General features: G+C 27.6%; 12 protein-coding genes and 2 pseudogenes. 10 read left to right on the forward strand and 4 right to left on the reverse strand.

The features are described 5' to 3' along the window. Window positions 1–118 precede the first annotated feature (118 nt). The 8 genes and pseudogenes from Q1X91_RS03470 (at window position 119) to Q1X91_RS03505 (ending at window position 9,991) form a co-directional block, all read left to right on the forward strand. Window positions 119–1,681 (forward strand): annotated as a pseudogene (locus Q1X91_RS03470) (AbgT family transporter). Between the two features lie 257 nt (window positions 1,682–1,938). After that, on the forward strand, window positions 1,939–3,501 hold the full coding sequence (locus Q1X91_RS03475) for an AbgT family transporter (protein ID WP_300753444.1): 1,563 nt from the start codon (window positions 1,939–1,941) through the stop codon (window positions 3,499–3,501). A gap of 43 nt (window positions 3,502–3,544) precedes the next feature. Further along, window positions 3,545–4,789 (forward strand): peptidase T, encoded by a 1,245-nt coding sequence (pepT, locus tag Q1X91_RS03480; RefSeq protein ID WP_300753445.1) that lies wholly within the window; start codon window positions 3,545–3,547, stop codon window positions 4,787–4,789. A gap of 167 nt (window positions 4,790–4,956) precedes the next feature. Further along, entirely contained in the window at window positions 4,957–5,757 is an 801-nt protein-coding gene (locus Q1X91_RS03485; protein WP_300753447.1) for a thymidylate synthase, read from the forward strand. A 20-nt stretch (window positions 5,758–5,777) separates the two neighbouring features. Then, window positions 5,778–7,349, forward strand: a complete 1,572-nt coding sequence (locus Q1X91_RS03490) for a DNA methyltransferase (protein WP_300753449.1) — start codon at window positions 5,778–5,780, stop codon at window positions 7,347–7,349. A 9-nt stretch (window positions 7,350–7,358) separates the two neighbouring features. Then, window positions 7,359–8,140: pseudogene (locus Q1X91_RS03495) on the forward strand (TdeIII family type II restriction endonuclease). A 3-nt stretch (window positions 8,141–8,143) separates the two neighbouring features. Further along, complete coding sequence (locus Q1X91_RS03500; RefSeq protein WP_300753451.1) at window positions 8,144–8,641, forward strand: dihydrofolate reductase; 498 nt, start codon at window positions 8,144–8,146, stop codon at window positions 8,639–8,641. Between the two features lie 279 nt (window positions 8,642–8,920). Next, window positions 8,921–9,991: a tetratricopeptide repeat protein gene (locus Q1X91_RS03505; protein WP_300753452.1), complete on the forward strand. Its 1,071-nt coding sequence runs from the start codon at window positions 8,921–8,923 to the stop codon at window positions 9,989–9,991. Between the two features lie 46 nt (window positions 9,992–10,037). Here Q1X91_RS03505 and Q1X91_RS03510 read toward each other — a convergent pair whose 3' ends face one another. The 3 genes from Q1X91_RS03510 to Q1X91_RS03520 all read right to left on the reverse strand — a co-directional run bounded on the left by Q1X91_RS03510 (window position 10,038) and on the right by Q1X91_RS03520 (window position 13,485). After that, on the reverse strand, window positions 10,038–12,194 hold the full coding sequence (locus tag Q1X91_RS03510) for a methyl-accepting chemotaxis protein (RefSeq protein ID WP_300753454.1): 2,157 nt from the start codon (window positions 12,192–12,194) through the stop codon (window positions 10,038–10,040). Between the two features lie 146 nt (window positions 12,195–12,340). Next, window positions 12,341–13,021, reverse strand: a complete 681-nt coding sequence (gene tsaB / locus Q1X91_RS03515) for a tRNA (adenosine(37)-N6)-threonylcarbamoyltransferase complex dimerization subunit type 1 TsaB (RefSeq protein ID WP_300753455.1) — start codon at window positions 13,019–13,021, stop codon at window positions 12,341–12,343. Next, on the reverse strand, window positions 13,018–13,485 hold the full coding sequence (locus tag Q1X91_RS03520) for a YaaR family protein (RefSeq protein ID WP_300753457.1): 468 nt from the start codon (window positions 13,483–13,485) through the stop codon (window positions 13,018–13,020). The genes tsaB and Q1X91_RS03520 overlap by 4 nt, the downstream gene beginning before the upstream one ends. 237 nt (window positions 13,486–13,722) lie before the next feature. Here Q1X91_RS03520 and Q1X91_RS03525 point away from each other — a divergent pair, with 237 nt between their 5' ends. Together Q1X91_RS03525 and Q1X91_RS03530 are read left to right on the forward strand one after the other, a co-directional pair. Further along, a complete protein-coding gene (locus Q1X91_RS03525) occupies window positions 13,723–14,418 on the forward strand; it encodes a YggS family pyridoxal phosphate-dependent enzyme (protein ID WP_300753459.1) in 696 nt (231 codons plus the stop codon). A gap of 41 nt (window positions 14,419–14,459) precedes the next feature. After that, window positions 14,460–14,579, forward strand: a complete 120-nt coding sequence (locus Q1X91_RS03530) for a restriction endonuclease subunit S (protein WP_300753461.1) — start codon at window positions 14,460–14,462, stop codon at window positions 14,577–14,579. 332 nt (window positions 14,580–14,911) lie between these two features. Here Q1X91_RS03530 and Q1X91_RS03535 read toward each other — a convergent pair whose 3' ends face one another. After that, window positions 14,912–15,439 carry a hypothetical protein gene (locus Q1X91_RS03535; RefSeq protein WP_300753463.1) on the reverse strand — a complete coding sequence of 176 codons (528 nt, stop codon included), beginning with the start codon at window positions 15,437–15,439 and terminating at the stop codon, window positions 14,912–14,914. Window positions 15,440–15,627: the final 188 nt, after the last annotated feature.

Below are 15,627 nucleotides of genomic sequence, written 5' to 3' on the forward strand. Positions count from 1 at the left end.
TATACCTTTTGTTTTTATAATATATTTTATAATATCGTAATAAAAATTATAAAATAAAAAATTATATTTTATTTTTCATGGTTTATATTGGTTATCATATAATAGTTATGAGGATTATATGTTAGGAAATACTAAAGTAATGAATAAAACCAATAAATTTGAGCGTTTTTTAAATGCTGTTGAAGTATTTGGCAATAAACTTCCAGATATAACTATATTATTTTTAATAGCTTTTTTTATAATGATTTTTATTTCTTGGATATTATCTCATTTTACTTTTAATTATTTTCACCCTACAACAGGAGAGAGAATAGTTATTATTAATATGCTTTCTGCGGTAGAATTAACAAAGTTTATAACTAAAATGACAACTAATTTTATTACTTTCCCCCCTTTGAGTATTACTCTTGTAGGTACTTTGGCTATAGGTGTTGCTAACGGCATCGGATTTATTAGAATGGTTATTATTAAATTATCCAGTATAATACCTAGAAAGGCCGTAACACCTGCTGTTATGGTTATATCTATATTAAGTCATATAAGTTCGGATTCTGCTTATGTTATATTAATGCCTGTAGCGGCCGCAATGTTTTTTGCTTTTGGAAAACATCCTTTAGCAGGAATTGCAGCTTCATTTGCAGGACTTGCAGGCGGACATTCGGCTAGTTATACTCCTTCTATAATAGATCCTATAATGCAGGGTTTTACCCAAAATGCTGCCAGACTTATGGATCCTACTTATAATGTTAATGTTTTATGTAATTATTTTTTTAGTTTTTCATCAACTTTTGCTGTTGTTTTAGTATGCTGGTTTATTACTTATAAAATAGTAGAGCCTTTTTTGTGGAAAACAATGCCTATTGATGAAGGGGTTAAGCCTGAAGACACTAGCATTTCTTCTATAACAAAAGAAGAAAATAAAGCCTTTATTGCTGCATTTACAGTATTAATATCTATGTTGATACTTTTAGTTATTTTGCTCATACTAAAAAATTCTTTACTAAGATCGCCTGACGGACAATTAACAACTCCAGATGCTCCAGTTATGCAGGCAATAGTACCTATTATCTTTTTATTTTTAGTAATACCTGGTTTTGTATATGGTAAATTATCTAATAAATTTAAAACCTCAAGAGATTTTAGTTCTGCTATGGCTGATAGTGTAAAGAATCTGTCTTCATTTTTAACTTTTTCATTTTTTTGTGCTCAGTTTTTATATATGTTTGGAACTTCAAATGTAGGAACTTTAATAGCTATATCTGGAGCTGAATTTTTAAAATCTTTAAATATGCCTCCGCAAATAACTATAGCAGGCGTTATTTTTCTAACTGGTGTTTTAAATATATTAATAAGCTCTGCATCATCAAAATGGGCTATATTAGCACCAGTACTTGTTCCAATGCTTATGGCGGTAGGTATATCTCCAGAACTTATTCAGGCTTCATATTGAGTTAGTGATTCTGCTATAAATATAGTTACTCCTATGTTTTCATTTTACCCTTTAATAATTTCTTATTGTCAGAAATATTGTAAGAAAACAGGAGTTGGAACATTGTCTTCTATGATGATACCATATTCAATAGGGCTTCTTATTGCATTAATAGTAATGCTTTATGCATTTTGGGCTTTAAATATACCTATAGGATTTGATAGCGGTTATGTGTATCCGTCTGTTCATTAAATTGTAGTTATCAATTTAAATTTCTATAAAAAGTATTGATGAATATAATTTTTATTGTATAATATTTAAGTCTGTTTATTTTTTAGAAATTATTTTTTATTTATAATTTTTTTATTCTAAAGCTATTTTTTATATATATGGGCAATTATTTTTTTATTGTTTTTTTATATTAATTAGTATTAAGAAATCATTAAAATATATATTGTAAAATTATTTTTCTAAAGCATAACAGAAATATTTTTTAATAGGAGTTTTTTATGCAAAGTGATGGGAAGGCAGTAAAAAAATCTAATAAGTTTGAAAGTTTTTTGAATATTATTGAGGCGGTAGGAAATAAACTTCCAGACATAACTATTTTATTTTTAATAGCATTTTTTATAATGCTTATAGTATCATGGATATTATCTCATTTTACTTTTAATTATTTTCACCCTACAACAGGTGAGCAAATAAAGATTATAAATATGCTTGCCCCCTCAGAGCTTACTAAATTTATAACTAAGATGACAGCTAATTTTGTAAGTTTTCCTCCTTTAGGGATTACTGTTGTTGCTACACTTGGTATAGGAGTTGCTGAAGGAAGCGGGTTTATTAGAATGATACTTATTAAATTATTAGCAATAATACCAAAAAAAGCAATAGCACCAGCGATAATATTTATATCTGTAGTAAGCCATATAACTTCAGATTCTTCTTATGTTATATTAATGCCCATAGCTTCTATAATGTTTTTTGCTGTGGGAAGACACCCTTTGGCAGGAATTGCAGCTTCATTTGCTGGACTTGCAGGTGGTTTTTCTGCAAGTTATACACCTTCTACAATAGACCCTATAATGCAGGGTTTTACACAAGGTGCTGCAAGACTTATAGATCCTACCTATACTGTTAATGTTTTATGCAATTATTTTTTAAGCGTATCATCTACATTTGCCGTTATTTTGGTATGCTGGTTTATTACGGATAAAATAGTAGAACCTTTTTTGTGGAAAACTATGCCTATTGATGAAGGTGTTAAACCTGAAGACACTAGCATTTCTTCAATAACAAAAGAGGAAAACAGGGCTTTTAAAATAGCATTTGCAGTTTTGATATTGATGTTTGTACTTTTGATAGCTCTGCTTGTACCAAAGACGTCTTTACTAAGATCTCCAAATGGTAATTTAACAACTCCAGATGCTCCAGTTATGCAGGCTATAGTACCTATACTTTTCTTATTTTTGGTTATACCAGGATATATATACGGCAAACTTACTAGTAAATTTAAAACAACAAAAGATTTTAGTATGGCTATGGCTGGAAGTGTTAAGAATCTAGCTTCATTTTTAACTTTTTCTTTTTTCTGTGCTCAATTCTTATATGTTTTCGGTAACTCTAATGTTGGTACATTAATAGCTATAGCAGGTGCGGAGTTTTTAAAATCATTAAATATGGCTTCTCAGATAACTATAGCAGGTATAACTTTACTTACAGCTATATTGAATTTGTTAATAACTTCAGCTTCATCAAAATGGGCTATATTAGCACCTATATTTGTACCGATGCTTATGGCTGTAGGTATATCTCCAGAACTTACTCAGGCAGCATTTAGGGTTAGTGATTCAGCTATAAATGTTGTTACTCCTATGTTTGCATTTTATCCTTTGATAATATCTTATTGTCAGAAATATTGTAAAAAAACAGGTGTAGGAACATTATCTTCTATGATGCTTCCATTTAGTATAGGGTTGCTTGTTGTGCTTATGATAATGCTTTATATATTCTGGGCATTAAATATACCTATAGGCTTTAACAGCGGTTATGTGTATCCGCCAGTTAATTAAAATATTTAAAATTATAAATTTATAAATAAGAGGTAAAATAAATATGTTAAATAATGATATTAAAAAATTTCAAATAGATAGCTTTTTTAAATATGCTTCAATACCAAGTCAAAGTGCAGCAGGAGCAAATACAATTCCAAGTTCAGAAGGTCAGATGGAACTTGCTAAAGTATTAGCAGAGGATTTGAAGGCTTTGGGGTTAAAAGATGTAGTTGTAAATGATAATGCCATAGTTACAGCTTTACTTCCAAAAAATAAAGATAATATACATTCTATAGGTTTTGTTGCTCATCTTGATACTGTGGATGTTGGACTTACAGGAGATGTTCACCCTCAGATATTAAAATTTAAAGGTGATGATTTATGCCTTAATAAAGAAAAAAATATAATGTTTAGGGTTTCAGAGCACCCAGAAATAAAAAAATATATTAATGATGATATTATATTTTCAGATGGTACTAGTGTATTAGGTGCTGATAATAAGGCAGCAATAGCTACGGTTATGTCAGCATTAAAATATATAAAAGACAATAATTCCGATCATGGCGACATATATATAGCTTTTGTACCAGATGAAGAGATAGGATTAATTGGTTCTAAGGCATTGGATTTGAATGTATTTAAGCCTGATTTTGCATATACTATAGATTCCTGTGAGATAGGGGAGGTTGTATATGAAACATTCAATGCTGGAAGTGCTTCTATAGATATAGAAGGAGTAACTGCTCACCCTATGAGTGCTAAAGGTGTTTTGGTGAATCCTATACTTATAGCCATAGATATAGCTAATGAGTTTGACAGAAAATCTACTCCTGAATGTACTGATAAAAAAGAAGGTTATATTTGGGTTCAGGGAATAAGCGGAAATCAAAGAAATGCATCATTAAAACTTAATATAAGAGACCATAGTAAAGAACTTTATGAACAGAAAAAAAATAAAATAAAAGAAGCAGTTGAAAAATATCAAAAATTAGAACCTAGAGCAAAAATATCATTAACTATAGAAGATGTTTACGCTAATATTTCTGATTCTATTAAAGACGATAGATTTCCTATAGATGTTATTTATGAGGCTATGAAAAATCTTAATATAGAACCTAAGACTATATCAATGCGTGGCGGTACAGACGGTTCTGCATTATCTGTTAAGGGGCTTTTAACGCCTAATTATTTTACAGGAGCTCATAATTTCCATTCTATATATGAGTTTTTACCTATATCTTCATTTCATAAAAGTTTGGAAACAACACTTGAAATAATAAGGATAATATCTTCTAAATCAAAATAAATTTAATTTGTATAATTAATCAGGAGGTCTTATATTAAACATATAATTCCTCTTGCTTAATAATAACATGTTATTTTGTATATATTGATTAAATCTATTAAACATGTATAATTACTCTCTATTATTATTAAATATAATCAATCAGAACTTATAAATTAGGATTTTGTATGAAAAACTATTTAGAATTATTAAAAAAAGTATTAGAAGAAGGCGAGGAGACCTTAGACAGAACAGGTGTTGGTACAAGAAGAATATTCGGACCTCAATTAAGATTTAAATTTGAAGGAAATAAAATACCTATTATAACTACAAAAAGAGTATTTATGAAAGGTGTTATTATAGAATTATTATGGTTTTTACAAGGTTCTACTAATATAAAATTTTTACTTGAAAACAATGTACATATATGGGACGAATGGGCTGATGATATGGGAGAACTTGGACCTGTATACGGCAAACAGTGGAGAGCTTGGGAGACTAAAGAAGGAAATAAAATAGATCAGATATCAAATATAGTAAATACATTAAGAAATAATCCTACAAGCAGAAGAAATATTTTAAATGCTTGGAATGTTGGAGAGATTGATAAAATGCATCTTCCGCCTTGTCATATGATGTGTCAGTTTTCGGTTAATAACAAAGGAGGTATCATAGCACATTTATATCAGCGTTCTGCTGATTTATTTTTGGGTGTTCCTTTTAATATAAGTTCATATGCTATACTTACAAGGCTTTTAGCTATGCATAGCGGACTTTATGCTTCAGAACTTATCATGACTTTTGGTGATGCACATATTTATAATAATCATATAGAACAGGTAAAACTTCAGCTTTCAAGAGAGCCTTATGAGAACACTACAGAATTATTTATAGAAAACCGTCCTAATATATTCAGTCATATTTATGAAGATTTTAGACTAGAAGGATATAAATATTATCCTACTATAAAAGCGGAGGTAGCAGTATAATTTTATCGGGGGTATAAATAATGAATAAGTCGGACTTAATAACTTTAAATGCTGCAGCTATTTGGGCTTCAGAATATACTAACAAAGCAGTAACTATATCTAATATTAGTTACTTAGTTCAATATGCTTTGATAGATAAAGTTATAAATAATGGTGTGGCTTATGTTTCTAAATCAGATTTGAAAAAATATTACGATAAAAATAAAATAGAAATCAATTGGAAAAATAAACTCGGAAATGATTTAAACTGGAAACTCTCTTTTGATAATTTAAAAGAAGCTGATACCACAAAACATGTTCATCGGATTCACCCATACAAAGGAAAATTTATACCTCAGCTTGTTGAATATTTTATAGATAGTCATACAGATGAATTTAAAAGAGATATATATTTTAAAGAAAATGACATAATATTTGACCCATTTTGTGGAAGTGGTACGACTCTTGTTCAAGCTAATGAATTAGGTATTAATGCCATAGGGGTGGATATATCTGAGTTTAATTCTATGATTTCAAATTGTAAAATAAGAGAAATTGATTTAATAAGTCTTGAAAATATTGTTAATATTTTAACAGATAAATTGGAATGCTATATAAAACCAAGTTTGGAATTTGAAGATGAACTTAATAATAAATTGATGGAATTTAATGAAATTAATTTTAATATATTAGATTATAAAAAAAAAGTTAGAGATAAAAAAATAGATTCTAAGATATACGGAAAAGAAAAAGAAGAAGAATTTTTAATTATTTATAATGATTTAATAAAAAAATATAATATAAAACTATATAATGATAATAATAATTCATTCATATGTAAGTGGTTTATTCCAAGTATAGTTAATGAATTAAATTATATTAATAATTTAATAAATAGTATAAATGATGTAAAAATAAAAAGTATTTTACAGATAATTTTAAGTAGGACAATGCGTTCTTGTAGAGCAACAACTCACTCTGATTTGGGTACTTTATTAAAACCTATAACATATACATATTATTGCCGTAAGCATTATAAAATATGTAAACCATTATTTTCTATTATTAAATGGTGGAAAAAATATTCTATTGATACGATAAAGCGTTTATATGAATTTAATTCATTAAGAACTAATACTTATCAATTATGTATAACAGGTGATTCTAGGAATATAGATATTTTTAATGAGATAAAAATATATGATAATGTTTTTTATGATATTTTAAAAAATAAAAGAATAAATGGTATATTTACAAGTCCGCCTTATATAGGACTTATAGATTATCATGAGCAGCATGCTTATGCCTATGATTTATTTTCTTTTAATAGAAATGATAATTTTGAAATAGGATCATTATCTAAAGGTACAAGTTTAAATGCTAAAAAAGAATATACTGAAGATATATCCAGAGTTTTATTAAATGCTAAAAAATATATGATAGATGATTATAATGTTTTTATTGTTGCTAATGATAAATATAACTTGTATCCTGATATAGCTTATAAATCAAACATGAAAATAGTTAATACTTTTAAAAGACCTGTATTAAATAGGGTAGAAAAAGATAAATCAGCATATTCTGAAATAATATTTCACTTAAAAGAGTTATAGGAGTTTTTTATGCCATTAAATAATAAACAAAAAGATGCTGTAAAAGATAAATTATACATAACTTTAAGAAATAAATTTAAAGATTACAAACCAGAAACAACATCAATGCCATTTCACACTCGTTTACTTGGAAAAGATAGAATGGCTTTATTTTCCTTTATACATTCTTTAAATACTAATTTTGGTACTGCAATATTTGAACCACTAGCTATTGAATTAGGTAAAGATAGATTTAAAGTTATTGATAGGCAAGTTAAACCTAATGATATAATTACATCAGAATCACAAATAGTTATACAAAATATAATGGATGACCTTAGATCTGCTAATAAAAAACCAAATAAAGATAATGAAATTAAATTAATAAAAAAAGCGTGCAAAGCAGGTGAAGCTAAAAAAATAAAACCAACAAAGGTAGATATTTATATTGAAGATTATAATAATAATATATATTTAATAGATTTAAAAACAGCAAAACCTAATAAAGGCGAATTTCAAAATTTTAAAAGGACTTTATTAGAATGGGCAGCAGTAACTTTATATTCTAATGATAAAAAGAACGTTCATTCAATTATGCTATACCTTACAATCCTTATGCACCTAAACCTTATGAAAGATGGACTATAGCCGGCATGCTTGATTTGGATAAAGAATTAAAAGTAGCAGAAGAACTTTGGAATTTTATAGGTGGTGAGAATGTTTATGATGATATTTTATTATGTTTTGAAGAAGTAGGTCTTGATATGAGAAAAGAAATAGATGAATATTTTTCCAATTTTTTAAAAGGATAATAAATGATAGTTTCATTAATTGCGGCAGTTGACTTAAAAAATGGTATAGGTTTGAATGGTATTATGCCTTGGGGACACATAAAAGAAGATATGCAGTTTTTTAGAAGTACTACTACAGGATATCCTGTTGTTATGGGACGTGTAACCTTTGAATCTTTAGGAGGTAAACCACTTCCTAAAAGAAAAAATATTGTTATATCTTCTAATATTGATAATGAAGTTAAATATGATAATCTTTTTTATGATACTTCATTTGAAAATGCTTTATCTAAATTATTACTAGAAAAATATAATCAAATATTTATTATAGGAGGGGAGTCCATATATAAAAAGGCATTAGATTATGCTGATAGGATTTATCTTACTCATATAGATAAAGATTATAACTGCGATAGATTTTTTCCAGAAATAGATAAAAGTTTATTTAATTCAAATAAATTAAAAAATTTTGTTTATAATGATATAAATGTTGATATTGTAGAATATATTAGATTAAAATAGTTCAATAATAATTTAGATTTATATATTCTTTATTGTTATTATTAATCTAAAATTATTTTTAATATACTTATATATATTGTATAAGTATATTAAAGTATAAATCATCATAGAAATAGTTTTTTACAATATTATTTACAGTAATACTGTTGCAAAAATTACAAATTACTATACAATTTTTTATATATGTAAAATTTTTTGCTGTATATGGTAAAATTATTATTAATATTGAGTAAATAATTTTTATAAGACTTGAATGATTTTATTTAGGAGCTATTTGTTATGAGTAATCTTGATGATTTATTACAATTGGCGAATGACGCTTTTAATTGCGGTGATTATAAAAATTCTATAGAATATTTTGATAAACTAATTTTTTATTATGGAGATATTGTAGAGCTTTATAATAATAGGGGACTTTCAAAAAGCAGTTTGGGAATGTATGAAGAAGCTATTAAAGATTTTAAAAAGGTTATAAGTATAGACCCAAACTATGTTCATGCTTATAATAATATAGGATTGGTTAATCATAATTTAGGTAATTATAAAGAGGCTATTAAGTATTACAATAAGGCTCTGGAATTGGATAATAATTGTATTCAGGTTTATAATAACATAGGGCTTGCTAATCATAATTTGGGTAATTATGAGGAGGCTGTAAGAAATTATATAAAGGCTATAGAAATATCACCTAATGTGCATACATATAATAATATAGGTTTGGTAAAGAATGATTTAGGTCTTTATGAAGAGGCAATAAAAGATTTTAATAAGGTATTGGAATTAGATAAAAATTATTCAAAGGCTTACTACAATATAGGTCTTTCTAAATATAATCTAAAAAAATATGATGAGTCTATAGAATATTTTAATAAGGCTTTAGAATTGGATAGTAATTCTTCTTATACATATAATAACATAGGTATAGTAAAACAGGATTTAGGAAAATATAAAGAGGCTTTAGAATATTTTGACAAAGCATTAGAATTAGATAAAAATTATTCAAAAGCATATTATAATAGAGGGATATCCAAAGTTAATTTGAAATTATATGAAGAGGCTATAAATGATTTTTATAAAGTTATAGAGTTGGAACCAAAAAATTTTAATGTTTACTTCCGACTAGCTTATGTTAAGCTAAAATTAAAATTGTATGAAGAAGCAATAGAATATTATGATAAATACATAGATTGCGATAATGTATCAAATAAAGTTTATTTTTATAGAGGATTTGCTAAATATAAATTGTCAGACTATAAAAATGCAGTAAAAGATTTTGATAAAGCTGATAATAATATTAAAGTTATTGTATTAAAAATGATTTCAAAAATTAAGTCTATATTAAAAAAATAAAAAAGCGAAAGATTAAAAAATCTTTCGCTTTTAATTTCATTAAATATTAAAATGATTCAAAACCATCTGAAGTATCTTTAGAAGTATCAAATGTATTTCCAAACTCATTATCTTTTACAGTTTTTGAAGAAACCTTAGGCATAGTTTCTTCATGATGTTTTTTAATAGGGCTTTTCAATTCTGGTCTTTTTAATTCTGTTTTTTCAGAGGGGCTTGAAGATTTAGGAGCAGAACTTGATTTAGGAGCAGCAGGTTTATTTTCCTGAACAGCTTTAGAATCAGTTGTAGGAGAAGATTTTTTTCTTTCTACTTTTGTGATGTTCTTTTTAACATTACTTCCTCTTAATTTAAAGAATTCCATAGCAGTTACCAATTCTTCTGCTTGTGAGAATAAAGCCTCAGAAGCTGCTGTAGATTCTTCTACTAAAGCAGCATTTTGCTGAGTAGTCATATCCATTTGAGTAATAGCTATATTAACCTGATCAACACCAGCCTGCTGTTCCATAGCTGTAGAACTTAAATCCTGCATAATTTTAGCAGTTTCTTCTATTTGAGCTCTTAAGTTTTGGAATATTTCTTTTGATTCTCTTGCAGTTTCAGTAGCAGCAGCAATTTTTTCTTCAGAATCAGCAACCAAAGCAGTAATATCTTTAACAGAAGTTTGTGTAGTTTGAGCTAAGTTTCTAACTTCAGAAGCAACAACAGCAAAACCTCTTCCTTGTTCTCCAGCACGTGCAGCCTCAACAGCAGCATTAAGAGCAAGTATGTTAGTTTGGAATGCTATATCTTCAATTATTTTTGTAATAGCACTTATTTTTGAACTAGATTCATATACAGCTTCAATATTCTGAGTACTTTCTTCAATAATTCTTCCAGCTTCTTCAATAGCCTTTTTAGAATTAATCATCATGTTATTACCTTCTAAAGTATGTTCAGCAGAAGATTTTATTGTAGAAGCGATCTCTTCCATAGAAGAAGCAGTTTCTTCAAGTCCTGAAGCCTGATTTTCAGTTCTATTTGATAAATCTATATTACCTTGTGCCACCTCATTAGCAGATGCTTTTACGGTATAGGCACTGTCATATACTATTCTTACTTTTTCATTTAATTGATCTAATATATTGATTAAAGCAACAGCAATTTCTCCAAACTCATCTTTTCTCTTTGCAAATCCCGGAGGAGTAGACCAGCTAAGATCACCTTTTGAAAGACTAGTTAAATCTACAGCAAGAAGATGTAATATAGTAGTTATTTTGCTTATATAGAATACTATAACTATAGAAGCTATAATAAGTATTGCTATTGTACCAATAATAGCATATCTTTTCATAGCATTTACATGTGAGAATAATTCATCAGATTCTATACTCATAACAACAGACCATCCTGATATCGGCTCTTTATAAAAAGTAGCTATAGAGTCTTTGCCATTAAAAGGAGATTTAAACTCATAATATCCTGATTCATTTGCAACTGCATATTGTATATAATCGGCATTTCTTAAAACTTCACTTCTAACATGAGAAGGAACAGGGTCAGCTATAACCCATCTGTCTGGGTCTACAATAAATGGGTGTCCAGTATTTCCGAATTTTACAAGATTCAATTCTTTATCTATAAATCCTAACCAATCTATCATTGTTGATATAGCACCAACTATAGTTCCAGCCGAGTTTTTTATAGGGGAGAAAATTTTTACTACATATTTGTTATTATCAGCAGGTGAAGGATCTACTGTAGGAAGTACACTAGACTGACCGGACATAACTTTCTGCCATAATTCTGTTCCGCCAAAATTTCTAGTATTTGGAGAGTTAACAATCTTGCCGTCCAAACTATCAGATACAACATTTCCAGTAGAATCTAATACCACAATACCTTGTATATTATTGTTATTTTCTACAACATTTTTAAGACTTGTTTCGAGAGCAGCTCTGTTTTCTGGCGTTCTATCTTGAAGAAATGTTACTAATTGAGGATATCCTCTGCTTATAGCTTCAGATGTATATATTGACTGTTCTAACCATACATTTATCATTCTCGCATACACTTTAGTAGTAGATTCAAAACCAAATATAGCAGAACTTCTAATACCTTGTGAACCTATTCTAATAAGAAGAGTAACTAATATGATTGTCATTACAGTAACAAGCAGCATTACGAAAAAAGGTATTTTTACCTTCAAGGATTGCAATTTTCTCACTTTCAAACTCCAACGATTTTTCGATTATGTTAAAAAATAAATATTAACATTCCTATATATAATAACAATATTTTTAATGAAGTCAAGATATATTTTTTACATAGTATATAAATTATCGTGAAAATTGTATTTATTTTTTAAAAAAATTACATTTTTTTGTATTCGGCTTCACTTTTTCTTACATATAGGGGCATAAGAGAAAATACATCGTCAAATTTTTTATTTGCTGATAATTTGATAGTGTTTAACGCTTTTATGATATTGTATGAATTGTCTAATTTGTTTATATTATAATTTTTTAAGTTTTCTATGAAAAAGTCAGAATTTTTTGAAAATCCATCTCCGCATAAAGTAATATTTTTATTTGAGGTGTTAATAGAATTAATTATATCCAAAAATTGCTGATAGGTGAGGTCGGCATTCTCTGTTATTTTTTCGTTATCATTGTATATATTGGCATAGACGCTTCCTTTTCTGGCATCTATCATAGCAGCTTTTATACCGTTATATTCTTTTATGTTTTCATACAGAGTATCTAGGCTCGAAATTCCGACTATAGGAATATTTTTTGCATAGCATATAGTTTTTATTGTAGCAAATGCTATTCTTAATGCCGTAAATGAACCAGGACCTATGCCTAATGCTATATATGATATATTATCCAATGTTAGGCCGTTATTAGTTAAAAAATTGTGAAGTACTGGGAGCAGCTCTTCATTATGATTTTTTACATTTTCTTTATTGTATTCTATTATAGAATTATCTTTTTTTTGAATAGCTATAGAAAAGCTAGTAGATACTGTATCGAATGCTAGTATATTGCTCATGACATTAAATCTAATACTAATCCCTTAAGACGCATTACCTTATTTGCTATGGCTATATGGTTTTTCTGCTCTGTCATAATTAATTTATATAATGAATCAAGTTCTTCATTGATTTTTGAAACAACCTGATATTCACGTCCTCTTCTCATATATGATGATACTATTCTTATCCTGTAGGCATCTTTTACTAATTTATCGGTTAATGATCTTATTAAGTCTCTGAATTTTTGAAAATCTTTAATATTGGCACTTTTTTCTAATAGGTTTCCAGCATCGTATATTTGTCTTTTTAATTCGTCTAATTCATAAGAGTATCTTTTTATTTCTTTTTCTTCTTCAAGCATTGCAGCAAATGGAGATGATGATACAGCTGCTTTCATAGATGAAGCCATTGAAGCATCTTGAGAAGTCATAAGTATACTGTTTAAATTCATCTCTCTGTTTCTTCTGTCTTGAACTCTCATTTATTTTTTCTCCATAATTTCAAAAATTAAATTGATTAAAATGTATTATGTTAACTTAACATGAAATCAATAAAATATCAATATACTATAAATCGTATTTTTATTATTTTGCTTTACTATTTTATTTATTGTTAATATATGTATTGTTATATAGTGTTTTTATAAAATTGTAGTTTATTGAAAAAAAAATAAAAAGATTTATAATAAAATAATGTATTTATTTGCAGGCGTTTTATTATGAACAGAGATGAAATTTTAAAAAGATATAATTTGATAGAAGATAATATTAACAGAGTAAAAGAGAAGTATAATATAAATTATGATGTAAGTTTGGTAGCGGTAAGTAAATATTCTTCTATTGAAACAATAAAAGAGTTTTTATCATTAAACATAGACTTGCCATTGGGAGAGAGTAAGGCACAGAGTTTGAGAGATAGGGTAGGGGAGATAGGTAAAATAAGAGACAATGTAAAATGGCACTTTATAGGACGCATACAAAGCAATAAAGTAAAATACATAGTAAAATACGCGGACTTGATACAGAGTGTAGATTCTATAGAGATAGCCGAATGTATAAATAAAGAGGCATTAAAAAATAATAAGATACAAAATATACTGCTTCAGTTTAATATAAGCGATGAAGGTCAGAAGGGCGGATTTACTAGAGATGACTATATAGGAGTATATGAGAATATTATAAAAATGCCTAATGTATCAGTAAAAGGATTAATGGCTATAGGGAAAGACACAGAAGATACTAATGTTATAGAAGAAGAATTCGAGCAGCTTAACATAATATACAAGGAAATAAATAAAAAATATAATAATCCTTTATCAATTCTTTCAATGGGTATGTCATCTGACTATGAACTGGCAATAAAGCATGGTTCAAATATGGTTAGAATAGGCAGCAGCTTTTTGGGCAATTTTTAAATATTTTTGATTTTTCATAATGTAATTAGAGGTTTTAAATAATGGGAAAGAATCAAAAAGAATGGCAGGAAGTTAGGCTAGGGGATATAGGTGAAATTATAACAGGTAATACACCTCCGACTAAAAATACAGAATACCTTGTAAATAATTTAATTTTGTAAATACAAGTTATTATAAAAATTTAAGTACATTTTAATAGACTTGTTTCAAAACTAATTTTATATATACTGCAAGAATTTTATTTTGTCAATTGATGTACATTATACAGAATTATCAATTTTTTTTCCTCACAAAAAAAATTCCGCCAACACCACAGGCGGACTTCGTCGGCACGCAGAGCGAGGCGGACAGGCGTCACAAAAGAACTAGTGGTGCGAAGCCCAGCAATGTTTTAAATTTAAAAAATTAATTTTTACAAACTATATTTGTTTAGCTATATATTCTAAATTTTAATAAACAAAAATAAAGTAATACTTTGCAGATGAAGTCAATATCACTGAAAACGTCTTGGTCTGTCTATAGTTATTAAATAGTTCCAAACATAGTAAAATATAGTATCTTTTGTAGTAAAGTTTTCCACAGCTTCATCTTTTTTTAGTTTTATCATAGCATTAGAGAAAGCCTCATCTTTTTCTAATGCTTCTATTTTTAATGATAATTCATCTGTATGTGACTTTACTTTAGACATAAGCTCTACAGGCAAATTTCGCTCATAGTCTTTGCTTGTTAAAGTTTCAAGTGCGTATTCTATCTTGTCTGGGGTTATTCTTGATGATATTTCTTTTTCTCTTTGAACTTCTGTATTTAATGTATTTTCAGTCCATGTATTAAACTCATTAATCCATTCTTTATATATATTACCGTATTTATCAGATTCTAAAGTATAATCGCTCCTTATATCAGTTGGAAGTATATTTAAGAAATTTTTATATCTTTTTTCCATAGCGTATATAGATCCGCCGTCATTTTTGCATGATATAATTATTAAACTTAATATTAAAAAAAGTGTTATTTTTTTCATTAGTGGATATCCGTAATTTTATTTTTCTTTATTAATGCTAGATTATACTAAAAATTTTTAAGTTTGTCAATTTTAATGTTGTTCTTTTTCTGCACGGGTTCCATACATATTGCATTTAAGTATTCCTTAATTTCTTAAAGTATAGCATAGGAGTATCATAATTTAAAGTAGAATGTATTCTTTTATGA

The organism is uncultured Brachyspira sp. (assembly GCF_949287625.1).
Lineage (GTDB): Bacteria > Spirochaetota > Brachyspiria > Brachyspirales > Brachyspiraceae > Brachyspira.